This is a genomic window from Mycobacterium sp. shizuoka-1, from assembly GCF_002723835.1.
In the GTDB taxonomy this organism is placed as follows: Bacteria; Actinomycetota; Actinomycetes; order Mycobacteriales; family Mycobacteriaceae; genus Mycobacterium.
The window spans coordinates 84,035-106,789 of the sequence record NZ_BEWG01000082.1; the positions used below are offsets into that span (position 1 = coordinate 84,035).

25 protein-coding genes are annotated in these 22,755 nt (G+C 68.4%); 13 read left to right on the forward strand and 12 right to left on the reverse strand.

Annotation, left to right across the window (positions count from 1 at the left end; translation table 11 throughout):
* Positions 1–80: 80 nt before the first annotated feature.
* Positions 81–1,013, reverse strand: coding sequence for a hypothetical protein (locus MSZK_RS22670; protein ID WP_099250790.1), 933 nt, complete (start codon positions 1,011–1,013; stop codon positions 81–83).
* A gap of 35 nt (positions 1,014–1,048) precedes the next feature.
* Here MSZK_RS22670 and MSZK_RS22675 point away from each other — a divergent pair, with 35 nt between their 5' ends.
* Positions 1,049–1,837, forward strand: a complete 789-nt coding sequence (locus MSZK_RS22675; RefSeq protein ID WP_099250791.1) for an adenylate/guanylate cyclase domain-containing protein — start codon at positions 1,049–1,051, stop codon at positions 1,835–1,837.
* Here the strand turns inward: MSZK_RS22675 and MSZK_RS22680 are convergent.
* On the reverse strand, positions 1,822–2,001 hold the full coding sequence (locus MSZK_RS22680; RefSeq protein ID WP_099250840.1) for a hypothetical protein: 180 nt from the start codon (positions 1,999–2,001) through the stop codon (positions 1,822–1,824). The two genes, MSZK_RS22675 and MSZK_RS22680, sit on opposite strands and share 16 nt — an antisense overlap.
* A 24-nt stretch (positions 2,002–2,025) precedes the next feature.
* Between MSZK_RS22680 and MSZK_RS22685 the strand changes: the two genes are divergently transcribed.
* A complete protein-coding gene (locus tag MSZK_RS22685; protein WP_233211457.1) occupies positions 2,026–2,721 on the forward strand; it encodes a guanylate cyclase in 696 nt (231 codons plus the stop codon).
* A gap of 14 nt (positions 2,722–2,735) precedes the next feature.
* Here MSZK_RS22685 and MSZK_RS22690 read toward each other — a convergent pair whose 3' ends face one another.
* Positions 2,736–3,260, reverse strand: a complete 525-nt coding sequence (locus tag MSZK_RS22690) for a DUF1942 domain-containing protein (RefSeq protein WP_158230635.1) — start codon at positions 3,258–3,260, stop codon at positions 2,736–2,738.
* A gap of 50 nt (positions 3,261–3,310) precedes the next feature.
* The gene (locus MSZK_RS22695) at positions 3,311–4,537 is read right to left on the reverse strand and encodes an EAL domain-containing protein (RefSeq protein WP_099250793.1); all 1,227 of its coding nucleotides are present in this window, start codon (positions 4,535–4,537) and stop codon (positions 3,311–3,313) included.
* A gap of 188 nt (positions 4,538–4,725) precedes the next feature.
* Here MSZK_RS22695 and MSZK_RS22700 point away from each other — a divergent pair, with 188 nt between their 5' ends.
* A complete protein-coding gene (locus tag MSZK_RS22700; RefSeq protein WP_233211458.1) occupies positions 4,726–7,536 on the forward strand; it encodes a LuxR C-terminal-related transcriptional regulator in 2,811 nt (936 codons plus the stop codon).
* Positions 7,537–7,596: 60 nt separating this feature from the next.
* A complete protein-coding gene (locus tag MSZK_RS22705) occupies positions 7,597–8,283 on the forward strand; it encodes a class I SAM-dependent methyltransferase (protein WP_099250794.1) in 687 nt (228 codons plus the stop codon).
* Here MSZK_RS22705 and MSZK_RS22710 read toward each other — a convergent pair.
* From MSZK_RS22710 to ychF, 4 genes are all read right to left on the reverse strand, one after another.
* A complete protein-coding gene (locus MSZK_RS22710) occupies positions 8,274–8,843 on the reverse strand; it encodes a dihydrofolate reductase family protein (protein WP_099250795.1) in 570 nt (189 codons plus the stop codon). The two genes, MSZK_RS22705 and MSZK_RS22710, sit on opposite strands and share 10 nt — an antisense overlap.
* 39 nt (positions 8,844–8,882) lie before the next feature.
* Positions 8,883–9,281, reverse strand: coding sequence for a VOC family protein (locus MSZK_RS22715; protein WP_099250796.1), 399 nt, complete (start codon positions 9,279–9,281; stop codon positions 8,883–8,885).
* 152 nt (positions 9,282–9,433) lie between these two features.
* On the reverse strand, positions 9,434–9,832 hold the full coding sequence (locus tag MSZK_RS22720) for an ester cyclase (protein WP_099250797.1): 399 nt from the start codon (positions 9,830–9,832) through the stop codon (positions 9,434–9,436).
* Between the two features lie 9 nt (positions 9,833–9,841).
* Positions 9,842–10,921 (reverse strand): redox-regulated ATPase YchF, encoded by a 1,080-nt coding sequence (gene ychF, locus MSZK_RS22725; protein ID WP_099250798.1) that lies wholly within the window; start codon positions 10,919–10,921, stop codon positions 9,842–9,844.
* Between the two features lie 82 nt (positions 10,922–11,003).
* On the opposite strand from ychF, the gene MSZK_RS22730 reads away from it, so the two are divergent.
* Positions 11,004–12,146, forward strand: coding sequence for a DMT family transporter (locus MSZK_RS22730; protein WP_099250799.1), 1,143 nt, complete (start codon positions 11,004–11,006; stop codon positions 12,144–12,146).
* A gap of 6 nt (positions 12,147–12,152) precedes the next feature.
* On the opposite strand, the gene MSZK_RS22735 is transcribed toward MSZK_RS22730, so the two are convergent.
* Positions 12,153–13,154, reverse strand: coding sequence for a 4-hydroxy-3-methylbut-2-enyl diphosphate reductase (locus tag MSZK_RS22735; protein ID WP_099250800.1), 1,002 nt, complete (start codon positions 13,152–13,154; stop codon positions 12,153–12,155).
* A 54-nt stretch (positions 13,155–13,208) separates the two neighbouring features.
* Here MSZK_RS22735 and MSZK_RS22740 point away from each other — a divergent pair, with 54 nt between their 5' ends.
* From MSZK_RS22740 to MSZK_RS22755, 4 genes are read left to right on the forward strand one after another with little or no spacing between them, the layout of a single operon-like run.
* A complete protein-coding gene (locus MSZK_RS22740; protein WP_099250801.1) occupies positions 13,209–13,769 on the forward strand; it encodes a lipid droplet-associated protein in 561 nt (186 codons plus the stop codon).
* The gene (gene xseA, locus MSZK_RS22745; RefSeq protein WP_099250802.1) at positions 13,766–14,992 is read left to right on the forward strand and encodes an exodeoxyribonuclease VII large subunit; all 1,227 of its coding nucleotides are present in this window, start codon (positions 13,766–13,768) and stop codon (positions 14,990–14,992) included. The genes MSZK_RS22740 and xseA overlap by 4 nt, the downstream gene beginning before the upstream one ends.
* Positions 14,989–15,231 carry an exodeoxyribonuclease VII small subunit gene (locus MSZK_RS22750; protein WP_199203439.1) on the forward strand — a complete coding sequence of 81 codons (243 nt, stop codon included), beginning with the start codon at positions 14,989–14,991 and terminating at the stop codon, positions 15,229–15,231. The genes xseA and MSZK_RS22750 overlap by 4 nt, the downstream gene beginning before the upstream one ends.
* 53 nt (positions 15,232–15,284) lie before the next feature.
* Positions 15,285–16,358, forward strand: a complete 1,074-nt coding sequence (locus tag MSZK_RS22755; protein WP_199203442.1) for an NAD-dependent epimerase/dehydratase family protein — start codon at positions 15,285–15,287, stop codon at positions 16,356–16,358.
* Here MSZK_RS22755 and MSZK_RS22760 read toward each other — a convergent pair whose 3' ends face one another.
* Positions 16,359–16,763, reverse strand: coding sequence for a hypothetical protein (locus tag MSZK_RS22760; RefSeq protein ID WP_099250805.1), 405 nt, complete (start codon positions 16,761–16,763; stop codon positions 16,359–16,361).
* 82 nt (positions 16,764–16,845) lie between these two features.
* On the opposite strand from MSZK_RS22760, the gene MSZK_RS22765 reads away from it, so the two are divergent.
* The 3 genes from MSZK_RS22765 to MSZK_RS22775 are packed head-to-tail and all read left to right on the forward strand — an operon-like array spanning position 16,846 to position 19,828.
* Positions 16,846–17,913 (forward strand): NAD(P)-dependent oxidoreductase, encoded by a 1,068-nt coding sequence (locus MSZK_RS22765; protein ID WP_099250806.1) that lies wholly within the window; start codon positions 16,846–16,848, stop codon positions 17,911–17,913.
* A complete protein-coding gene (locus tag MSZK_RS22770) occupies positions 17,910–18,683 on the forward strand; it encodes an SDR family NAD(P)-dependent oxidoreductase (RefSeq protein ID WP_099250807.1) in 774 nt (257 codons plus the stop codon). Before MSZK_RS22765 ends, MSZK_RS22770 begins: the two co-directional genes overlap by 4 nt.
* A 5-nt stretch (positions 18,684–18,688) precedes the next feature.
* A complete protein-coding gene (locus MSZK_RS22775) occupies positions 18,689–19,828 on the forward strand; it encodes an AI-2E family transporter (RefSeq protein ID WP_099250808.1) in 1,140 nt (379 codons plus the stop codon).
* A gap of 6 nt (positions 19,829–19,834) precedes the next feature.
* Here the strand turns inward: MSZK_RS22775 and MSZK_RS22780 are convergent, their stop codons facing one another.
* Together MSZK_RS22780 and MSZK_RS22785 are read right to left on the reverse strand one after the other, a co-directional pair.
* Complete coding sequence (locus tag MSZK_RS22780) at positions 19,835–20,770, reverse strand: DUF4436 domain-containing protein (RefSeq protein ID WP_371411377.1); 936 nt, start codon at positions 20,768–20,770, stop codon at positions 19,835–19,837.
* A gap of 39 nt (positions 20,771–20,809) precedes the next feature.
* On the reverse strand, positions 20,810–22,270 hold the full coding sequence (locus tag MSZK_RS22785) for an HNH endonuclease signature motif containing protein (RefSeq protein ID WP_099250809.1): 1,461 nt from the start codon (positions 22,268–22,270) through the stop codon (positions 20,810–20,812).
* Between the two features lie 23 nt (positions 22,271–22,293).
* On the opposite strand from MSZK_RS22785, the gene MSZK_RS22790 reads away from it, so the two are divergent.
* Positions 22,294–22,749, forward strand: a complete 456-nt coding sequence (locus MSZK_RS22790; protein WP_099250810.1) for a pyridoxamine 5'-phosphate oxidase family protein — start codon at positions 22,294–22,296, stop codon at positions 22,747–22,749.
* The last annotated feature ends 6 nt before the right edge of the window (positions 22,750–22,755 follow it).

The window sequence follows — 22,755 nt, forward strand, 5'->3', positions numbered from 1 at the left end:
GATCGCGCCGGTGCGGCACTCGCCCTAGAGTGGTGGGCTACTCGTTGTGCACCGCCACCGGCTACCTGCCCCGGCCGCAATCACACCAGTACCGGCACGGTGGCGTGCCGGTCGTCGGTGAGGATCTCCAACATCGCTCGCCGGGTCGCGGTGAGCTCGGTGTCGATACCGTTGCCGGACAGAGTGATTCGGCAGGTCGCCAGCGCAGAGTTGTAGCAGTACTTGGTTGCGCCGTTGGTGTCGGTGTAGGTCAGCCCGATCACGTCGCCGGGTTCGGCATGCATCTCACCACGCATCTCGACGCCGTCGGCGCGCCCGCCGAAGGTCCAGTGAAACGGCGCATAGGACCCGCGCGTGTGCCGGGCCGCGAGCACCGAGCGCACCGCGACCTCCCGCCCGGCGTGCCGCAGCACGAACAGGGTGGCCGCGGGCAGCCGCAGCGGTCCAACCGCGGCCCGGGCGGTGACCACCTCCAGACTGGTGTCGGGCCGGCCGTCGAACCCGCACACCTGGCCGAAGGCGTAGGCCGGGGTGTGCTTGGTGCCCCAGTTGTGGTTGACGCTGCCCGGCCACGACTGGACCGCCACCCGGGTGTCGCCATGGCTCAGGGTGCCGTCGAAATGCGCGAGCGGGTGGCGGACCTGGGTCTTGGCGGTCGGGAACCTGGCGGTGTAGGCACGGTCGGTGAGCAGCTTGACCGGCGGTTGCCCGCCGGGCGCGATGGCCAGATCCCAGCTCGCGCCGTCCATCGTGCCCCGTGCGTGCGCATCGTCGAGCGCGGTGTCGGCGATGGTCGCCGACCAGGGATCGGACCGGTAGTCGGCCGCGCTCAGCGGATGCGGCACCTTGAGGGCCCGGTTACCCGAGCCGTCGGGATCGAAGAGCATCACCCACACGTCGGCCACCGGCTCGCCGGGTGCGGGCAACAGCAACGTCCAGCGCAGCCAGATCGCCTGCGCCCGATCCGGGTGATTGGCGCGGATGAATCTGCTCTCGTAGTAGGGAGGCATCATCAGTTCAGGATTCCCGACGGGAGGGCAGCGCGGCAGTGGGTTGGACAATCGGGGTCTCGGTACTGGCGGTACTGGCCGTGGCCGAGGCGGTGGCGCTGGTGGTGCTGCGCGCGCGGCTGCACGCCAGTCGCCGCGACACCGAGGAGCTACGGGCCCGGCTGGACACCCGCAACCTGCTGTGGACCGGCGGGCGGGAGGCGGTCAAGCAGGTCTGGCAGACGGCCAACCTGGTGCGCACCCAGGGCCTCGGCGGCGCGGTGCGGTCCTCGATCGAGGAGCTCGCCGACTGGGCCGACGTCGAACGCCCGGACCTGGCCCGGCTGATCCCCGACGGCAAGGTGGTGGTGATGTTCTCCGACATCGAGGAATCCACCGCACTCAACGAACGCATCGGCGACCGGGCGTGGGTCAAGCTCATCGGCAGCCACGACCGGCTGGTTCGACGGCTGGTCACAGCGCACGACGGCCACGTCGTGAAGAGTCAGGGGGACGGCTTCATGGTGGCCTTCGCCGATCCCGTCGCCGCGGTGAGCTGTGCCGTGGCGATCCAGCGCGCTCTACAACGCGATGCGAAAAAGCCGCGGCACAACAGCATTCGGGTGCGCATCGGGATCCACATGGGCAAGTCCGTTCGCCGCGGCGACGATCTGTTCGGCCGCAACGTGGCGATGGCCGCCCGGGTGGCCGGTCAGGCCGACGGCGGCGAGATCCTGGTCAGCGAAACCGTCCGCACCGCGGTGGGCGATCGCCACGACTTCGACGACGGCCGCGACGCCGAACTCAAGGGGTTCGGCGGCACCCACCGGCTCTATGCGGTCGGCTGATCCTTGGCAGCGGCGTCGGCCTCGGCGTGCCGCTGGTGCAGCCGGGCGCGGATCTCGTCGGGCGTGTACGCCTCACGGCGACGCTGATCCCGCGCGACCAGTACGCCGCCGGCGACCACGCCCGCGGCACCGGCGAGCCCGATCCACTTCCAGATACTGCGCATGGCAGACCACACTATGCTGCGCTGGTGAGTGAGCACACCGTGTCGTTGACACAGGCGCTGAACGAGACCCGCACCGGTGACGTCTGGCTGTTCCGCGGCGGCTCGGGCCCGGACCGGGCGATCCAGACCCTGACCAATGCGCCGGTCAACCACGTCGGCATGACGGTCGCGATCGACGACCTGCCGCCGTTGATGTGGCATGCCGAACTCGGGCACAAACTCATCGACCTGTGGACAGGCACTCATCATCGCGGGGTGCAACTCAACGACGCCCGCGAAGCCGCCGAGCAATGGCTGCACCAGTACGGCCAGCGGTGCTGGCTGCGCCAGCTCACCCCGCACGTCAGCCGCGACGCCGAGGACCGGCTGCTGACGGTGATCGCCCGGATGGACGGCACCCCGTTTCCGTCCACCGCCCGGCTGACGGGTCGCTGGCTCCGCGGCCGGATCCCGACCGTCAGCGACTGGACCCGTGGAATACCGTTCGTACACAAGAAAGTCCGTGAATCCGCCGAACGGCGTAAGGCCGCCGAGCGGGAGGTCGGACTGCAGACGGCCTACTGCGCCGAGACGGTTGCCATCACCTACGAGGAGATGGGCCTGTTGACCACCGAGAAGAACGAGAACTGGTTCGATCCCGGGCGATTCTGGAGCGGGGACGCCCTGCCGCTGGTCGCCGGCTACTCGCTCGGCGATGAAATCCGGGTCGTCGCAGACTGATTGGCGCGTGTGGACTACCCGGTGGCCCACACCGCCAGCAGCTTGCCGTGCGGATCCCGCAGCATGACGGCGGTGATGGTCTGCCCCGGTGGCACATCGTAGGCGACGTGGGCCGCGACCTGCTGGCCCTGCGCAAGCTGTCCCGAGGTGATACCGGGCGCGACCGCGCCGACGGCGGGAGCGATGTTCGAGCCGTCGGCGGCGCGAGCGACGAACCAGAAGCCGTTGTACGTCGTCGTCCCGGTCTTGGCGACGATGGTCACGTCGACGGCGAACATCGTCCCCTTGGCCGGCACGATCTGCGCGTCGGCCGGCACCGGCCGCAGGTTGTCGACGGTGTAGGTCGCCGTCGACCCGTCCGCGGCGGCGACGTCGACCGCGGTCCCGAAGGTGACCGCCTGCTTGGCCGGCGGCGTTGTCGAAGTGGCCGGTGCGCTGCTCGCGGAAGGGTGATCGGAGCCCGCTCCCCCGCATCCCGACGCGATCAGTGCCACGACGATCGAGCCGAGAAGCACCCTGGACACCCGTGTTCCGCGCATTCGCGACATGGTAGCGCGCATCGGCTTTCGGGCCGCCGGACGTCTCGTTCTCAGACCAACCGGTCCAGCAGCGGCCGCGCCGCCGCGGTGACCCGCTCATGGTTGTAGGTGATCACCATGTCGAACCGCCGCTTCTCGGCATCGGGAGATTGCCCTGCTCGACAAGTCCTTTCACGTGCCACCAGCGCGCAGGCGGTCTCCGGCCCGAGCACCAGGATCGTCGAGTCTCGAAGCAACGGGTCGCTGCGATCGATCCGCACGCCTCTGACTCGGGGGCCGAGATCGTCCGGCGGGTGCTGAGCGAACACGGCCACCAGGGGCGATCTTTCGGCGATCGCCGAATACCTCTGCCAGGTCTGCGGATCCAAGGACTCATCGACCGCCACCGTCGACAGGACGATCGGCGCGTCCTGCGCGCTGGCGGCAATCCCGCCGATGTGCTCGCACAACGCGGTCAGGGTGGGCTTGCGTACGGTGCGGGTGGGTAATCCGGCAATGGCTGCCGCCAGCGTCGGCGTGGTGTCGGCGGGTGCGCGGGGAGTGCTTCTGGCCGGCCACGCGAAAGGCCTTGAGCGGCTGGTCGACTCTCCCGGGGAACCGAACCAGTTGCCCTGGCCGAGCGTCGCACCGTAGGCCAGGGCCTGATCCAGATGCTCGGCCGTCTCGATACCCTCGGCACAGATGACGGCCCCGGTCCGCTCGTGGTGGGCGATGACCGCAGCCACGGTGCGGGCCTGCATCCGATCCGGTTGACGTTGGACCAGGCCCATGTCGAGCTTGATGATGTCGGGCGCGACGACATCGAGCAGTGCCAGCGAATCGGGGTGGGAGCCGATGTCGTCCAAGGCGATGGCGAAACCCAGGGACCGTAAGGCGGCCACCTTGCGCAGCAGTGCACGCGGATCGGTCAGCAGCCCGCGTTCGGTGATCTCGAACGTGAGACGAAATGCGGCGGCGGCGCGCAGCACATCGGCGTCGGCGCTCGGGTCGATCGCCGGCGTGGTCGGTTCGGAGTTGACCAGCAACAGGGTCCCCCGGGTGAAATCACGCTGCATCGCGCCCCTGGCCGCCGCGCGGATGCACTGCTCGTCGAGAAAAGCCAGCCGGCCCGCCTTCGCCGCGCGGTCGAAGATGTCGGTGGGCGCCGGATTGTTCAGCCCGGGCCACCGGGCCAGCGCCTCATAGCCGACGACCACTTCGCTGGGTAATTCCACCACCTGCTGAAACGCCGCCACCAGGCCATGACCCGCAAGTGCCTCGTCGATCAAGTCCGTCATGACGTCCTCGGGATGGGTGACGGCCGCCGGGCGGTCACGACCGAAATCGATGAGGTCAAGTTAGCTGCGGCGCTGTTGTTTGACTGTTCCACCACCCGTTTTGCCTACGCCTACTACCCAACGCGCCAGCACAGCGAGCAAAGCGTCGCGACTATTAGGTGAGGCTTCGCTGAGCGGAGTTTTCTGACATGATCAAGACGACCGGCACGCGCGACGGCGGCCGGATCGAAGAGCCTGAAGGGGAGGCCCACCGGATGCAGCCGAGGAGGCAGCCCGCGCCGGTGGTCACGACGAGGCTGCGGGCCCCGGCCTTGGACGGCGGACTGATCGCCCGCGACCGGCTCATCGACGCGCTGCGGGCCGGACGTACCAAACGTCTGGCGGTGATTCATGGCCCGGCCGGCTTCGGCAAGACCACGCTGGCCGCGCAATGGCAGCGGGTGTTGAGCGCCGAAGGGGTGCCGGTCGCCTGGATCACGCTCGGCCACGACGACCGCGACACCGCGTCGTTTCTCGGTCATCTCGTCGAGGCGGTACGCCGGGTGGAACCCGGCGTCGGCGCGGATCTGGGCGGGCTGCTCGAGCAGGAGTCCGTCGAGGCCCAGCGCTACGTGCTGGCCGAGTTGGTCAATCACTGTGCCGACTACCGCCGACCGCTGGCGATCGTCCTGGATGACTGGCACCTCGTCGAAGGTGACGGCGCCACAGCGGTATTGGAGTTTCTTCTCGACTTCGGCCCGGACAATCTGCACCTGATCGTGACGAGCCGGACCCGCGCGCCGGCGATCGGCCGGCTCCGCGTCGGCCGGCAGGTGCACGAGATCGATGCCACCCAGCTTCGGTTCGACCACAAGGAATCGGCGGCATTTCTGCTCGAGCTCAATGCGCTGAACCTCGACGGCGAAGACGTGCGTTCGCTGTGGTCCAGCACCGAGGGATGGGTGGCGGCACTCCAGTTGGCCACCCTGTCGCTGCGCAACAGCGCGGACCCGTCGGCCCTGATTCGCGGCTTCTCCGGGCGCCACCATTCGATCGGCGACTACCTGGCCGAGAACGTGCTCGACGCGCTGCCGCCCGATCTCCTCGATTTCCTGCTGACGACCTCGATCTGCGAACGCCTCTGCGGCGGGCTCGCCGCCGCCGTCAGTGGCCGCCCGCGCGGGCAGTCCATCCTCGAAGACCTCGAACGGCGCGAGCTGTTCCTGCGGCCACTCGACGACAACCGGGAGTGGTTTCGCTATCACCACCTCTTCGCCGGTTACCTACGCCAGCGGCTCGAGCGCGACCACGGCGAGAAGATCGTCGGCTTGCACCGGACCGCCGCGGCCTGGTTCGCCGAGAACGGGCTGTACAGCGAGGCCGTCACGCACGCACTGGCCGCCGGGGACGGCACCCAGGCGGTCGACCTGGTGGAGCGCCACGCGATGTCGCTGGTCGAGCACAGCCGGATGGCCACCCTGCTCGCCCTGGTGAGCAAGCTGCCCAAGGAGCTGCTCAGCGACCGGCCGCACCTGCATCTGGCGATCGCCTGGGCCAATTGTCTACTGCAACGGGGCGAGCAGGCGCAGGTGTCGCTCGACCTCGCCCGCGCCGCACTGGGACTGGGGCTGGCACCGGCCAGCGCGACCGCGAGTGTGCTGGCCGAAGCGAATGTGGTGCAGGCGTGCATCGACGTCTACGGCGACCGGATCGACCGGGCCGCCGATCTCGTCGCGCCGTACCTGGCGGCCAATGTCCGCTACCGGCCCTTCCTGGTCGCGGTGTCGGCCAACATCAGCACCTTCGTCGACATCCACAGCTTCGCCTACGACTCGGCCGAGGCGCGCCAGCGCTGGGCCAACCCCTTTCACGAAACCGCCGTCGGTCCGTTCGCCGGTGTGTACGGCCGCTGCTTCGCGGGGCTGGCCGCGTTCGCCCGGCTCGACCTCGCCAGCGCCGAGAGTCGCTACTCCGAAGCCCTGGCAGTGGCCGAGCGCTTGGCCGGGCAGCACTCCCACGCCGCCCGGCTGGCCGGCGCGCTGCTGGGCCGCGTGCACTACGAGCACGGTGACATCGACTCGGCGGAAACCCTTTTAGAGCAATGCCATGAACTGGGGGCCGAATCCGGCGTCGCGGATTTCATGATCGCGACCTACAGCACCCTTGCCCGGATCAAGGTCCTGCGTGGCGACATCGACGATGCGATGGCGCTGCTCGAGGAAGGGATTCACACCGCCCGGGCTCTGTCGATGCCGCGCCTGTCGGCGGCGTTGCTCAGCGACTGCGTGCGCCTTCACCTCGCCGTCGGCGACATCGGCCTGGCCAAGGATGCGCTCGCCCGCAGCACCGAGGACGTCACCACGCGAGACGACGGGATCGCCTTTGCGGTGCGCCACTATCAGAGCGGGATGCGCGCTCGTATCATGCGCGCCGACAACGATTTCGACGGCGCGTTCCGTCTACTCGAGGCGATGAGAGACGAATGCCGGGCGGTCGGCTGGCGGTACGCAGAGACGGCCACCACCATCAAGCTGGCCAAAGTGCGCTATCTCGGCGGGGATCCCGCGGCCGCGACCGAGATCCTGGTGCCGGCGCTGGTCGCGGGGGCGCGGGCGGGCCTGGTCCGCACTGTCGTCGACACCGGCCCGGAGATCCTCAAGATCGTCGCTCAGCTTCGCGAGGCCAATCGGATCAGCCGCGGGCCCAACGGATTTCCCGATGTGTCGGCCCACTATCTGTCGCGGGTGCTGGCGACCGCGCACGCCGATGCCCGCAACGCGGCGATCCCGGTGATCACCCGTGTCGCCGAGCGATCGCCGTTGCCCGAGGAGCCGCTCAACGCCCGGGAGGTCGACATCCTGCGACTCCTGGAGCGGGGGCTGTCCAACAAGCAGATCGCCCGCAACCTCGGCGTGACGATCAACACGATCAAGTGGTACCTCAAGAGCATCTACATCAAGCTCGGCGTGGGCAAGCGCGGCGATTCGATCGCCGAGGCGCGCCGGCGGCACATCCTCTAGTCGTTGCCTATTCGGCAAACAGCCTTGCCAGCTGCTCGCCGCCGTCGGCACGATCGCGGGATGACCACTGTCCGCAATCCCTTTGACGACGCCGACCACATCGCGTTCTACGCCGAACGGGCCGCACAGATGGTGCCGGCGTACCGGGACCTCCATCGGATGGCCACGGTGCTCATCGGCGAGCGCGCGCCCGACGACGCCCGGATTCTGGTGCTCGGAGCCGGCGGCGGGCTGGAGACCAAGTCCTTCGCCCAGGCCCGGCCGGGCTGGCACTTCGACGCCGTGGACCCGTCGCAGCCCATGCTGGATCTCGCCGCGCACCACCTCGGCGCCGACGGGTCCCGGGTGCGCATGCACCACGGATACATCGACGACGCGCCGCCGGGTCCGTTCGCCGCGGCGACCAGTCTGCTGACCCTGCATTTCCTGCCCTCCGACGAACGCCGCCGCACCGCGGCCCAGGTGCACCGGCGGCTCGTCCCGGGCGCACCGTTCGTCGTTGTGCACCTGAGCTTTCCGCAAGACGACGAGGCCGAGCGGCAGCGGTGGCTGACCCGGCATCTGACGAACCTCGTCGAAGCGGGTATCGACCCGGCCGATGCAGACAAGGCCCGCGCCGCCATCGAGATGAATGTTCCGATCCTGTCGCCCGAGCAGGACGTCGCGATCCTTCGCGACGCCGGCTTCACCGACGTCACCGAGTTCTTCTCGGCCTTCGCGTTTCGGGGCTGGGTCGGCTACGCCTGACGCGGCAGGTAGCGCAGCTGCACCGTCCCGTTGTCGAAGACCCGGTGCCCGGCGAGCACCAGATCGAGGTGCGCATCGTCTGGCAACGCCCGCAGGCCGCCGCCGACCACCCTGGGCACCACGAAGAACTGGAATTCGGCGACCATCCCGGCCCGGATCGCCTCAGCGGCGACCGTCGGCCCGAAGATCTCGACGACGCCCGGGGCCTCGTCGACGATCCGCTGCAGCTCGGCCACGCTCAGGTCGGCCACCAGACGGTCCCGGCCGGCTTTGACGTCGTCCTGGGTCAACGTCGACGACACGACCACCTTTTCGATCGCTCGCCAGCGCCGCGCGAACTCCCGCTCCGCCGCGGACCACACCTCGTCGACCGGGTCGGTCTCCCAGTACTGCATCAACGCGAAGGTCTTACGCCCCAGCACTTCGGTGGAGATCTGCGCCATGCGTTCGACATGCTCGTCGAACACCGCGCCGTCCGGCGCCGACCACTGGAAGTCGCCGTCGGCGTCGGCGGCGTAGCCGTCCAGCGAGATCGTCGCGGTGTAGCTCAAGGTTCCCATGGGTGTTCAGACTCGCAGGTTCGGCCGAACTCATCGCGGTCACAACCCGAATTTGGCCCGCGCCTCGTCGGTCACCGGGGTGAACAAGTTGACCAGGTTGCCGTCCGGGTCGCGGAACAGCAGCGCGCGGTTGCCCCACGGCATCGTCGTCGGCGCGGTGACAACCTCGCCGAGGTGCTCACACAGCCGCGCGTAGTCGGCATCCACATCGTCGACGATGAACTCGACGATGGCGCTTCGGTTCGCGGCGGGCTCGGCGGATCCCGGTCCGAACAACGCGACCGTCTTGTCGCTACCGATGGCCAGCGTGCCCACCGGTGTCGGGATCTCGGCGAACAGTTCGTTACCCCACACCGCGGCGGTGCCCGTGACCAGCTCGTAGAAGGCCACCAGACGGTGCACGTCTGCGGTGATGATGCGGGTCGACACGAACTTCATCAGCGGTCTCCTCGGATGGCTGGCATAGGGCTGCGGTCGCCGCGATGCTAGAGGCTCACCCCGACAGATCCGCCGCGCGACTGTGGGCCCTGTGCACGAAATCTGGGCCGATTGCGTGCATATCCCCCACACTCGGCACCTGGCCGTCGGCGCTACCGCTGATCAGAAATTTGCTCGCGAACGGCTTCCTTGTCGATCACCGACCACACTTCGGCTATCCGCCCATCTTCGAATCTGTAGAAGGCGTGCTCCGCGAACGACACCTGCCCACCCGTCGGTTCGAAGCCCAGGAACGCCCGCTGTGGAGTGCACCGGAAGAAAAGCCTGCACGACACCACTCGATCGTCGGCGATCAGGATCTCTGGCACGAACTGAAGGTCCGGTGTCGCGTCGGTGTCGCTTTCCAGCATCGCCCGGTAGCCGCTGAGTCGCAGACGTACTCCGTTGTGGACGACCTCATCTGAGACGAATCGTGAGAGTTCGTCCCATCGCCGGGCGTTCAAGCACCGGAGGTAGTCGCGGTAGATGGTCAACAGGTCGGCCTGAGCCATACGGTTGCCTTACACGTTGAACCGGAACTCGACCACGTCACCATCAGCCATGACGTAGTCCTTGCCTTCCATCCGCACCTTGCCTGCGGCCTTGGCCGCGGCCATCGTCCCGGCCTCGACCAGGTCGTCGAAGGACACCACCTCGGCCTTGATGAAGCCCTTCTCGAAGTCGGTGTGGATCACGCCGGCCGCCTTGGGCGCGGTATCGCCCTGATGAATCACCCACGCCCGCGCCTCTTTCGGCCCGGCCGTCAGGTACGTCTGCAGCTTCAAGGTGTGAAAACCCGCCCGCGCCAGCGCATCCAGTCCGCGCTCGCTCTGTCCGATCGACTCCAGCAGCTCGGCCGCCGACTCGTCGTCGAGCTCTTGGAGCTCCTCTTCGATCTTGGCGTCGAGGAACACCGCATCGGCCGGCGAGACCATCGCCCGCAACTCCGCGATCCGCCCCGCATCGGTGAGGATCGTCTCGTCGCAGTTGAACACATACAGAAACGGCTTGGTGGTCAACAGGTTCAGCTCGCGCAGCAGCTCGGAGTCCACCTTCTTGCCCGCGGCGAACAGCGTCGTGCCGCCGTTGAGCACCTCTTGCGCCGCGACCGCCGCCTCGTACACCGGCTTGCGGTCCTTGTTGTTGCGGGCTTCCTTCTCCAGCCGCGGCACCGCCTTCTCCAGCGTCTGCAGATCGGCCAGGATCAGCTCGGTGTCGATGACCTCGATGTCAGACTTCGGATCGACCTTGCCGTCGACGTGGACCACGTCGTCGTCGGCGAACACCCGGACCACCTGACAGATCGCGTCGCACTCGCGGATGTTCGCCAGGAACTTGTTGCCCAGGCCCGCCCCCTCGGAGGCCCCCTTCACGATGCCGGCGATGTCGACGAATGTGACCGGCGCAGGCAGGATCCGCTCGGAACCGAAGATCTCGGCGAGCTTGGCCAGCCGTGGATCGGGCAGCGGAACGACACCCTCGTTCGGTTCGATCGTGGCGAACGGATAGTTGGCTGCCAGCACGTTGTTGCGGGTCAGCGCGTTGAACAGAGTCGATTTCCCCACGTTGGGCAGACCGACGATTCCCAGGCTCAGGCTCACAGAGAAGACAGTCTACGAGAGGTGCGACGCACCCCGGTGCGGCCGACAGCCCACATTCATCCGAAACCGGTACGGTCTACGTGTGTCAGCACAGCGAGCCAGGTCGTCGGTGGCGGCCCCGAATCGCTCGGCGCATCCGAACCTCCCCGGCGTGCCGTGGTGGGCTGCCGTCCTGATTGCTGTGATCGCCACCACAATTGGGTTCGCATTCGACGCCGGCTCGGGCAGCAAGGAGCTCGGCAACGTCTTCGCCGCGCTGTATGCCGTCGGATGTGTCGCCGCAGTCCTCGCGGTTCGGCAATCCAGCATCTTCACTGCCGTCATCCAGCCCCCGCTGATCCTGTTCGTCGCGGTGCCCAGCGCCTACTTCCTGTTCCACGGCGCCGCGTTCACCGGCATCAAGGACACCCTGATCAACTTCGGCTACCCGCTGATCGAGCGCTTCCCGCTGATGCTGTTCACCTCGGCCGGTGTGCTGCTCATCGGATTGGTGCGCTGGTACTTCGCGATGTCGAGTCGATCCACCGTCGTCGCCGCCCCCACCGACGACGACGGGACCGCGGCCCCCAGCCTGTTCGCCGGGCTGGCCGCCAAACTCACCTCGGTCCTGCAGCGCGGCGACGTCGAGGACGACGACGCCGCACCCCGCAACAGGCACGGCATCGATCGCCCCGCCAGCGCGGAGCGCCGGCCCCGGTCGGGTCGGCCCGCCAAGCGGCCCGCGCCGACGCGCTCCCGGCATGCCCGGCCACCGTTGGAGGACATCACCGAGGCGCCCGACCGTCCCCGCCGCCAGTCGTCCAGGCGGCGTCCCGCACCGGACGCCGATGCCCCCGGCGCCGACTCGGGCGAGATCCCGCGCCGCCGGCGCCAACCGCGCGACCCCAGCGCCCGCACGCCGTCGTCGTCCCGGCGCGAACCCCGCGAACCGCGGGACCCCCGCGAACCTCGGGTGCCACGTGACCGGCGCGACCCCTACGCGCCGCCGCCGCAACGCAGCAGCCGCTTCGAGCCCTACGAGCCCTACCCGTCCTACGAGCCGTATCCGCCCTACGAGCCGCCACCCCGGCAGCGGCCGCCCGGGCGTGCCAACGGGGATAGCAGCACCCACCACCCGGTGTCGCGGGTGCGGTACCGCGGTGAGGGCGAGGAAGGTCAGGGCTCGGCGCCCCGGCCGCGCCGGTCCCGTGATCTCGACGCCGAATCCTGGCGCCCCGAGCGCTGAGCCGCGCTAGGCGCGGGCCGGCCGGATCTCGCGCGGAAGCGCGAACACCAACGTCTCGTTGGCGGTGGTCACCGTCTGCACGGTGCCGTAGCCGTGTTCGGCCAGCCGATCCAGCACGCCGCGCACCAGCACCTCGGGAACCGACGCCCCCGACGTCACGCCGACGGTGGTGACGCCGTCGAGCCAGGCCGGATCGATGTCCTCGGCGTAATCCACCAGCTTGGCCGCGTTCGCGCCGGCACCCAGCGCCACCTCGACCAGCCGTACCGAGTTCGACGAGTTCCGTGAGCCGACGACGATCACCAGCTCGCATTCGGGCGCCATCGCCTTGACCGCGACCTGGCGGTTCTGGGTGGCGTAGCAGATGTCATCGCTGGGCGGGTCCTGCAGCGTCGGGAACTTCTCCCGCAGCCGCCGCACCGTCTCCATGGTTTCGTCGACGCTCAGCGTGGTCTGCGACAGCCAGATCACCTTGTCGGGGTCGCGCACGGTGACCTTGTCGACGGCGTCGGGGTTGTCGACGACCTGGACGTGATCGGGCGCTTCCCCGGCGGTGCCGACGACCTCCTCGTGGCCTTCGTGGCCGACCAGCAGGATGTCGTAGTCGTCGCGGGCGAATCGTTTGGCCTCGTTGTGCACCTTGGTGACCAGCGGGCAGGTGGCGTCGATGGTCTTCAGATTGCGCGCGGCCGCCTCCTCGTGGACGGTCGGCGCGACCCCGTGCGCGGAGAACACCACGATGGCGCCCTCGGGCACCTCGTCGGTCTGCTCGACGAACACCGCCCCGGCCTTGGCCAGGGTTTCCACCACGTAGCGGTTGTGCACGATCTCGTGGCGCACGTACACCGGCGCACCGTGCTTCTCCAGCGCCCGTTCGACGGTCTCGACCGCGCGGTCCACGCCGGCGCAGTAGCCGCGCGGCTCGGCCAGCAACACCCGCTTGCCGGTCACCCGATCGGCCGCCGAGCTCGACGCACCGGGGATCCCCATGTTGACGGAAGGCGGCATGCTTTCCAGGGTACGTTCCCGCAACCTGACCGGGCCAGCCGTAGGCTGTGGGCCATGGCAACTGCACCATATGGGGTTCGTCTGCTGGTCGGCGCTGCCGTGACGGCCATCGAGGAAACCCGGAAGCTGCCCCAGACCATCCTGATGTACCCGATGACGATGGCCAGCACCGTCGCGCACATCGTGATGAAGGTGCAGCAGGACCTGGCTGACCTGGTGATCAAGGGCGACACCGCGCTGGAGAACATCTTCCCGCCCAAGGACGAGCAGCCTGAGTGGGCGACCTTCGACGAGGACTTCCCCGGGGAGGACGCCGACGCCCCGGCACCGGACGGCGAGCGCCGCACCGAGGGCCGCTTCGCGCTCTACACGGTGACCGACGGGGTCGAGACGAAGTCGGAGACCAAGACCGCGCCGCCGGCCCCGTCGAGCGCGCCGGAGATCGTCGAGGAGCTCGACTACGAGTCGCTGACGCTGGCCCAGCTGCGCGCCCGGCTGCAGTCGCTGAGCGTCGCCGATCTCGAGGCGCTGCTGGCCTACGAGGAAGCCTCCAAGGCCCGTGCCCCGTTCCAGACTCTGCTGGCCAACAGGATCACCCGCGCGTCCGCCAAGTGACCAGCGCCCAGGGCAGCTCCGCGGAGAACCCGTATCCGGTCCGCGCGGTGGCCATCCGGGTGGCCGGCTGGATCGAGAAGCTGGGCACGGTGTGGGTCGAGGGTCAGCTGACCCAGATCACCGTACGCAGCTCGACGGCCTTCATGGTGCTGCGCGATCCCGCCGCCAACATGTCGCTGGACATCAGCTGCCCGCGTGATCTGGTGCTCGCCGCACCGGTGAAACTCACCGAGGGCACCCAGGTGGTGGTGTGCGGCAAGCCCACCTTCTACACGGTGCGAGGCTCGTTTTCGTTGCGTGTCAGCGACATTCGCGCCGTCGGGGTCGGCGAGCTGCTGGCCCGCATCGAACGCCTGCGCAAACTGCTGGAGGCCGAGGGCCTGTTCGACCCGCGACTCAAACGCCCGCTGCCGTTCCTGCCGTCGACGATCGGGTTGATCACCGGGCGGGCCAGCGCCGCCGAGCACGACGTGACGACGGTGGCCGCGGCCCGCTGGCCGGCAGTGCGCTTCGCGATCCGCAACACCGCTGTGCAGGGCGTGAACGCGGTGGCCCAGATCGTGGAAGCCCTGGCGGCGCTGGACGCCGACCCTGAGGTCGACGTGATCGTGATCGCGCGCGGCGGCGGCAGCGTCGAGGATCTGCTGCCGTTCTCCGACGAGACACTGTGCCGCGCGATCGCCGCCTGCACCACGCCGGTGGTCAGCGCGGTCGGCCACGAACCGGACAACCCGCTGTGCGATCTGGTCGCCGACCTGCGCGCGGCCACCCCCACCGACGCGGCGAAGAAGGTCGTCCCCGACGCCGTCGCCGAAGGAGCCCTGGTCGCCGAGCTGCGACACCGCAGCGCCCAGGCCCTGCGCAACTGGGTGGGCCGCGAGCAGCGCACCCTGACCCATCTGCGCAGCCGCCCGGTGCTGGCCGACCCGATGCGCGGGCTGACCCAGCGCACCGAAGAGATCGAACGGGCCCGCGCCGCGGTCCGTCGCGACGTCACCCGGCTGGTCGCCGCCGAAACCGACCGGATCGGGCATCTGGCGGCCCGGCTGGCCACCCTGGGCCCGGCGGCCACGCTGGCCCGCGGCTACGCCGTGGTGCAGACGGCGAGCGGAGACATTCTGCGCACCACCGCCGACGCACCGTCGGGCACCCGGCTGCGGATCCGGGTGGGCGACGGGGCGATCGGTGCCACCAGTACCGGGCCGACGGATGGAGCCGCATGAGCGGAAGCGATAGAAACCCAAACGAGATGAAGCCCATTAGTCAGCTCGGCTACGAGGAGTGCCGCGACGAGCTGATCGACGTCGTTCGGGTCCTCGAGCAGGGCGGGCTCGATCTTGATTCGTCGCTGAAGCTGTGGGAACGAGGCGAGGAACTGGCACGACGGTGCGAGGAGCACTTAGCCGGGGCCCGTAAGCGCATCGAGGATGCACTGGCCGCGCGCGCGGACGACGAGGACTGATCCGAACCGGCCCGCTCACCAGCGATATTAGAAAACTGGAACGTGTTTCAGTTATCCTCCCGGCCATGGGTGATGCCACACTGACGACCGAACTGGGCCGCGTCCTGGTGACCGGCGGCGCCGGGTTCGTCGGCGCCAACCTGGTGAGCGAACTGCTGACCCGCGGACACTTCGTCCGCGCCTTCGACCGGGCGGCGTCGTCGCTGCCCCCGCACGAGCGACTCGAGGTGCTCCAGGGCGACATCTGCGACACCGCCACCGTCGCCGCGGCGGTCGAGGGCATCGACACCGTCTTCCACACCGCGGCCATCATCGACCTGATGGGCGGGGCCTCGGTCACCGACGAGTACCGCAAACGCAGCTTCGACGTCAACGTCGGCGGCACCCAGAACCTGGTGCGCGCCGCGCAGGCCGCCGGGGTCAAACGCTTCGTCTACACCGCGTCCAACAGCGTGGTGATGGGCGGCCAGCGGATCGTCAACGGCGACGAAACCATGCCCTACACAGCGCGTTTCAACGATCTTTACACCGAGACCAAAGTGGTCGCCGAGAAGTTCGTGCTCAGCCAGAACGGCACCGACGGATTGCTGACCTGCTCGATCCGGCCCAGCGGCATCTGGGGCCGCGGCGACCAGACCATGTTCCGCAAGCTGTTCGAGCGGGTGATCGCCGGCCACGTCAAGGTGCTCGTCGGCAACAAGGACGCCAAGCTCGACAACTCCTACGTGCACAACCTGGTGCACGGATTCATCCTGGCCGCAGAGCATTTGGTGCCCGGCGGCACCGCACCGGGCCAGGCGTACTTCATCAACGACGGCGAGCCGATCAACATGTTCGACTTCTCCCGACCGGTGGTCGAGGCCTGCGGAGAGAAATGGCCGACGTTCTGGATACCGGGCGGCTTGGTCCACGCCGTGCTGACCGGCTGGCAGTGGCTGCACTTCAAGTTCGGACTGCCCCAGCCGCCGCTGGAACCCCTTGCGGTGGAACGGGTGTCGATCGACAACTACTTCTCGATCGACAAGGCTCGCCGCGATCTGGGCTATCAGCCGCTGTACACCACCGACGAGGCGCTGGAGCACTGCCTGGGCTACTACACCGAGCTCTACGCCGAGATGAAGGGCTAGCTAGCGCATCGCGTTCGTGACCACCTGACCGTAGGCGGCCTTCTGCTCAATGGTCAGCGTCGGGGCGAACACCATCACGAAGTCCTCGACCTGCAACATGTCCGGCACCGCGGCCGCGTAGAGCTCGGCCCGTCCGGTACTCGGGAATTTCAGGATCGTCACCGTATCGGTGGCGGTCGCCTGCAGACAGCCCGCCTCCGGACAGGTCGCCGCCGTGACGTCGTGGGCGTTGAGCGCGGGCAGGTTCGCCTTGGCGATGCCGTCCATGACGGCGTCGACGGACACGTTGTTGAGCATCACCGCGCCCTGCGGGGCACTCGGGGCGGGCGCAGCGGCGTGGTGGCCTGCGCAGCCCGCGAGCGCCGCGGCCAGGAACACGACGACCGGCCCGCTTCGGCTTCGCATGGTTCGAGGGTAACGACGGCGTCAGCGGCCAATGGCGCGCGCTCCCATGCTTCACTAGAACGCGTCTGGGGAAGGGAGCTCGATGTCCGATGCTGTGCTGGTGACCGGCGCGTTCGGGTTGGTGGGAAGCGCGACGGTCAAGCAGTTGGCGGCTGCCGGCCGCCACGTGGTCGCCACCGACCTCGGCACCGAGGCGACCCGCAAGGCCGCCGCCAACCTGCCCGCCGGAGTGGCTGTCCACTGGGCGGATCTCACCGACGCGGCCGAGGTGGCCACGCTACTGGCCGAGGTCTCCCCCGCCGCCGTCATCCACCTCGCCGCGGTGATCCCGCCGCTGTGCTACGCCAAGCCCCGGCTGGCCTACCAGGTCAATGTGGGCGCGACCGCCAACCTGGTGAAAGCCGCTGAGGCCCAGGACAAACCACCGCGGCTGGTGCTGGCGTCCAGCATCGCGGTGTACGGGCCGCGCAACCCGCACCGCATCAGCGAGGTCCTGACCGCACAGACCCCGGTCAATCCCTACGACAACTACGGCAAGCACAAAGTCGAGGCCGAGGCGATCGTCCGAGGGTCGTCGCTGGACTGGGTGATCCTGCGCCTGGGCGGCGTGCTGAGCACCGAACCGAACCTGGGCATGGATCCCAACCTGATCTTCTTCGAAGGCGTGCTGCCCACCGACGGGCGCCTGCAGACCGTCGACGTCCGCGATGTGGGGTTCGCGTTCGCCGCCGCCACCACCGCCGACGTGCTGGGCCAGACCCTGCTCATCGGCGGCGACGACAGCCACCGGCTCCGCCAAGGCGACATCGGCCAGTCGACGGCGGCGGCGATGGGACTGGTCGGGGCGCTGCCCACCGGACGCAAGGGCGACCCGAACGATGACGGGGGCTGGTTCGCCACCGACTGGATGGATTCGGCCACCGCCCAGCAGCTGCTCAAACACCAGCACCACTCCTGGCCGGAGATGCTGGCCGAGACCGCCGACAAGGTGGGCTGGAAGCGCTACGCCTTCCGCTTGATCGCACCGGTGGCCCGGGAGTTCCTCAAACGGCAGTCGCCGTACTACGGGCAGCCGCCCGGGTACGGCAACCCGTGGGAGGCGGTGCGACGCAAGTGGGGTGCTCCGGAAGACGACGGGAAGGTGTCATGAGCCAACGGATCGCAGTCATCATCGGGGGTGCCTCCGGAATCGGTTGGGCGAGCGCCCAAACCCTGGCGGCCCAAGGCGCCCGGGTGACGATCGCCGACCGCAACACCGATCTGGCCCGACAGCGGGCCGCCGAGTTGGGCGCACCGCACACCTGGGCCGCGGTGGAGGTCACCGACGAGGACACGGTGGCGGCACTTTTCGACGGTGTGGTCGCCCGCGAGGGCGGCCTGCACGTGGTGGTGAACTGCGCCGGGTTCAGTGGTTTCGGCCTGATCACCGACCTGGACGCCGAACAGTTCCGCTCGGTGGTCGACGTGTGCCTCAACGGCGCATTCCTGGTGATGAAACATGCCGGCCGTCATCTCGGCGACGGCGGCGCCCTGGTGTCGCTGACCTCGCTGAACGCCCGCCAGCCCGCGGTCGGGATGAGCGCCTACTGCGCGGCCAAGGCGGGCCTGTCGATGCTGACGCAGGTGGCCGCACTGGAGTTGGGCCCCCGCGGTATCCGGGTCAACGCGGTCGCGCCGGGCTTCGTGCACACGCCGTTGACCGAGGGCGCTGCGGCGGTTCCCGGTGTCGTCGATGAATACGTCGAGAACACCGCGCTGGGCCGGCCGGGAACCCCGCAGGACATCGCGGACGCGGTGGCCTTCCTGTGTTCACCGCAGTCGTCGTGGCTCACCGGCGAGATCCTCGATCTCAACGGCGGCGCACACCTGAAGCGCTACCCCAACATCCACGAGCACCTGACCCGGCTGATGAATCAGTAGCGTCGGTGAACACCGAATTCACCCTCACCCAGAAGCGGGCACTGGCTGTCGTCACCGTGCTCGCGCTGGTGTTGGGGGCGTACTTCCTGCGGCACTACTTCATCCTGGTGGTGATCGCCGCGATCGTCGCCTACCTGTTCACCCCGCTGTACGAAAGATGCCGGCGCCGGTTCGGCTCGGGGCTGTCGGCGACACTGACCGTGCTGGCCGCGCTGGCCACCGTCATCATCCCGGTCGGTGCGCTGGTGACGCTTGCGGTGCTTCAGATTTCGCACATGGTGGTGCATGTGGCGGACTGGGTGCAGACCGCCGACATGTCCACCGTCGGCGACCAGGCGCTGTCGTATACCAACCGGGCGCTGGACAAGCTGCCGTTCGGTCACTTCTCCGTCAGCGCGGAATCGCTGCGGGAGACGATGATCAGCGTGTCGCAAAACCTCGGGCGCTGGCTGCTGCACACGCTGCAGGGCGCCGCCGGCGGCGTGATCGGGGTGGTCACGTCGGCGATCATCTTTCTGTACGTGCTGGTTTCGCTGCTGACCAACTCCGAAAAGTTGCTGCTGCTGATCCGCAGGCTCAATCCGCTGGGTGAGGACGTCACCGACCTCTACCTGGCGAAAATGGGCGCCATGGTGAAGGGAACCGTCAAGGGCCAGTTCATCATCGCGCTGGTTCAGGGTCTGCTGGGTGCAGCGTCGATCTACATCGGCGGCTTCCACCAAGGGTTCTTCATCTTCGCGATCTTCCTGACCGCGCTGTCGGTCATCCCGCTGGGCAGCGGCATCGTCACCATTCCGTTCGGCATCGGGATGATGTTCTTCGGCAACATCGGCGGCGGCCTGTTCGTGGTGCTGTTCCACATCATCGGCGTCACCAATGTCGACAACTTCTTGCGGCCCATCCTGGTACCGCGCGAGGCGCGACTGGACCCGGCGCTGATGCTGCTGGCGGTGTTCTCCGGCATCGCGATGTTCGGCTTCTGGGGCATCGTGCTCGGGCCGGTGCTGATGATCATCATCGTCACCACGATCTCGGTGTACCTGGCCGTCTACAAGGGCGTGGAGATGACCTCGCACGAACCGCCCGAGAAACGCCGCCGGATGTTTGCGCGCCGCGGCAAGGACGGCGAACCGGCCCAGGATTGATCCGGACTAGTCGACCTGGCGATACCAGGAGATGACCACCATCACCATCGCGGTCACCAGCGCGACGATCACCCACAACACCAGTGCCACGTCGATCCACGCACCCGGCGGCGGCGCCCCGGGCAAGATGTTGCGCAGCGGCACGATCGCGAACAGCATCGCGGCATACCAGGTCGCGAACGGCATCTGGAACTGCTTGCGCCGGGTGATCACCAGCACGGAGGTGAAGATCGCGATGGTCGGGAGCGTGATCAGAACGACGACGATGCCGAGGTCGAAAGCCAGCGGGCCGAGTGCACGGCTGAACGTCACCTGGGTGGCGTCACCGTCGCCCTTGGCGGCCGGTGCCGGGGCAACCTGCTCGCTGGACAGGTCCCAGCCCTGCAGCGCGCCGGCGATCTCGACCTTGGCCGGAACGATCTTGCGGTCGTCACCCTCACCGATCAGCAGGTCGGCGCTGATCCCCTCGGTCTGGTAGGTGTCGAACGGCCAGGTGTTCACGTCGCCGTTGACGTCGATGGTGGTGGTCACCTCAGCCGGTGCCGCCCCGGCGGGAAACTTCAGATCGCCCAGGGAGTTCCACGGGTGCAGGCGCACCGCGATATCCTCCTTGAGCACGTCCAGATTGTCATCGACCAGCGAATCAGCCGGGACGACAAGCACTTTCGCGTCCACCTTGTAGTCGACCGTGCGCAGCGACTGCAGCGTGATCAGCACGACCGTCTCGGATCCATTGCCCTCGTTGGACGCTTCGAGCTCCTTGGCGGAACCGGACAGCCACCAGTAGCCGAACAAAGTCACGACGTAGACGAGCGCCATAATCGCGCCGCCGGCGAGGATGGCGAGCCTGCGCCGCGACGCCGGCATGCTGCCCTTTCCCGCATCGACCGGGGGCGGAGGACTCTCCGGCTCTACGGGTGTGGTGGAGGTCACACGCGGCATCGTATATTGACGCGTGCGATATGGACAGGTTTTCCTAACCTAAAACGGCGGCGGATCGTCGTCGCCCTCCGCCGGCGGCGCGGGGCCGAACAGGGCGCCATGGCGGGCTCTTCGGGTCGCGCGATTACGCCCTCGCTCGGTGGCGACGGATCGCGCCCGGTTCTGCGCCCGCGTCGTCTTGCGCCGAGGCATCAGGACGGTGCGATCGCCGGACCGCTCGACTGCCGGCCGTCCGCTCGGCGCCGGGGTCGGAACCATCAAGCTCGGGAACAAACGGGCGCTGCCCGGCGTGGTGACGTAGATCTGACCGCCAGGCAGGGACCAGATCACGGTGCCGTCGGCCAATTGCCTGTCGCGCCAACCCCAGAACGTCTTGAGCAAATGACAGCGACGGCACAGGCACTTGAGGTTGCCGGCATGAGTGAGACCCGTCGGGTACGGAATCGTATGGTCCAGATCGCACTCGGTGGCCGGCCGGTCACAGCCGGGCGCCCGGCAGGTCAAATCCCGTGAACGGACGAAATCGGACAGCGCGCGCGAGGGTCGGTAGCCGACTTCCGGCGGGAGATCGGCCGGATGAATCAGCGGGCTGAGGCGAGCGCGCGCGGCCAGTTCGGTGAGCAACTCGGCGGGGATCAGTGTGTTGGCGCCCAACAGGTATGCCGGGGTGTCACCGCGCCCGGCAACCGTGGCTTCGTCGGCGACGACGTGGATGACGACCGCGCCGGGAGCCGGCGCCTGAGTTGCGGCGCAACCCGATTGACCGCAGCGGCAGACCAACCGGTCGGCGTTGACGGCGAGTGCGCCGAGAGCGTCGGCCCGCCGCTGCGCCACGGTGCGCGGATCGGCATCGCACACCGTCTTGGCCATCGCATCGAGTCGCCGGTCCAACGCCTCGGCGTCGGTGGAGAACAGCCGGCCGAGCACATCGGTGCAGCCGCGATCGTCGTCCCCGAAGACGATCTCGCGATCCGCGGCGCGCTCCCGGACCCGGCGCACCGCATCCGGGTCATGCTTGGCCACGACGCGGTCGATCTCGGCCGCCAGTCGACCGCGCGTCATCGACGGCCACCGGGACGCCAACTCGGCCAGTCGGTGGTCGACCTCGGCCATCACGACGTCGTCGGTGATGAGACCGGTGCGGTAGACGACCGTCTGGAACATCTCCGCATCGATCTCGCCTGCGACGAAGATCGCGGCCACCGCGGGAAGCGACGTCATGGCCAACCCATAGTTCAGGTAGCTGCCCGCCTTCGCGAGGCTGATCCGCAGCGCGGCAGATACTTCCGCACCTACTGCGGCCCACGTGTCGACCGCCCAGTCGGCGCGTTCACCACGTTCACGACGCCGCAGTTCGAATAGCTCGGCGATCGCCGCCAGCCGCCGCGCGGCGGCCTGATTCTCCGCCCTGGCGGACACACCGATGCTGGTCAGCAGGGCCCGCGACTCCGCCGTGTCGGACGGCTCGAAATAGTCGTGCAGCCGACTTGTTCCGAACATACGTTCGATACTACGCTCGGGGGGTGACAAGCTGGCGAGATGTGCAGTCGGCTGCGCCCGAATTCGCGCAGCGGGTGCAGACGCTGTTCGACGCCCACACACACAAGACCATCGCCACGCTGCGCGCCGACGGTGCACCACGGATCTCCGGCATCGAGGCCACCTTCGCCGACGGCGAGCTCACCTTCGGCTCGATGCCGCACGCCCGCAAGGGCGCCGACCTGCTGCGCGATCCCCGCTTCGCGCTGCACAGCGCGACGGTCGACCCGGTCGAGGGCGCCGAGGCGCAGTGGCCGGGTGAGGCCAAGATCGCCGGGCGGGCGATCCGGGCCGGGCAGATCACCGAAGGACCCGACGGCGATCTGTTCCGCGCCGACATCACCGAAGTCGTGCTCACTCATCTCAACGATGCGGCCACACTGCTCGTCATCGAGTGGTGGACACCCGCGCACGGGCTGCGGACGGCGGAGCGCGAATGACCGGGA

Bases quoted from the DNA above. Each gene is read 5' to 3' on its own strand.
- MSZK_RS22670 (WP_099250790.1), bottom strand. From the start codon at position 1,013: ATGATGCCTCCCTACTACGAGAGCAGATTCATCCGCGCCAATCACCCG.
- MSZK_RS22680 (WP_099250840.1), bottom strand. From the start codon at position 2,001: ATGCGCAGTATCTGGAAGTGGATCGGGCTCGCCGGTGCCGCGGGCGTG.
- MSZK_RS22690 (WP_158230635.1), bottom strand. From the start codon at position 3,260: ATGCGCGGAACACGGGTGTCCAGGGTGCTTCTCGGCTCGATCGTCGTG.
- MSZK_RS22695 (WP_099250793.1), bottom strand. From the start codon at position 4,537: ATGACGGACTTGATCGACGAGGCACTTGCGGGTCATGGCCTGGTGGCG.
- MSZK_RS22700 (WP_233211458.1), top strand. From the start codon at position 4,726: ATGATCAAGACGACCGGCACGCGCGACGGCGGCCGGATCGAAGAGCCT.
- MSZK_RS22705 (WP_099250794.1), top strand. From the start codon at position 7,597: ATGACCACTGTCCGCAATCCCTTTGACGACGCCGACCACATCGCGTTC.
- MSZK_RS22710 (WP_099250795.1), bottom strand. From the start codon at position 8,843: ATGGGAACCTTGAGCTACACCGCGACGATCTCGCTGGACGGCTACGCC.
- MSZK_RS22715 (WP_099250796.1), bottom strand. From the start codon at position 9,281: ATGAAGTTCGTGTCGACCCGCATCATCACCGCAGACGTGCACCGTCTG.
- MSZK_RS22720 (WP_099250797.1), bottom strand. From the start codon at position 9,832: ATGGCTCAGGCCGACCTGTTGACCATCTACCGCGACTACCTCCGGTGC.
- MSZK_RS22735 (WP_099250800.1), bottom strand. From the start codon at position 13,154: ATGCCGCCTTCCGTCAACATGGGGATCCCCGGTGCGTCGAGCTCGGCG.
- MSZK_RS22740 (WP_099250801.1), top strand. From the start codon at position 13,209: ATGGCAACTGCACCATATGGGGTTCGTCTGCTGGTCGGCGCTGCCGTG.
- MSZK_RS22750 (WP_199203439.1), top strand. From the start codon at position 14,989: ATGAGCGGAAGCGATAGAAACCCAAACGAGATGAAGCCCATTAGTCAG.
- MSZK_RS22760 (WP_099250805.1), bottom strand. From the start codon at position 16,763: ATGCGAAGCCGAAGCGGGCCGGTCGTCGTGTTCCTGGCCGCGGCGCTC.
- MSZK_RS22765 (WP_099250806.1), top strand. From the start codon at position 16,846: ATGTCCGATGCTGTGCTGGTGACCGGCGCGTTCGGGTTGGTGGGAAGC.
- MSZK_RS22770 (WP_099250807.1), top strand. From the start codon at position 17,910: ATGAGCCAACGGATCGCAGTCATCATCGGGGGTGCCTCCGGAATCGGT.
- MSZK_RS22780 (WP_371411377.1), bottom strand. From the start codon at position 20,770: ATGCCGCGTGTGACCTCCACCACACCCGTAGAGCCGGAGAGTCCTCCG.
- MSZK_RS22785 (WP_099250809.1), bottom strand. From the start codon at position 22,270: ATGTTCGGAACAAGTCGGCTGCACGACTATTTCGAGCCGTCCGACACG.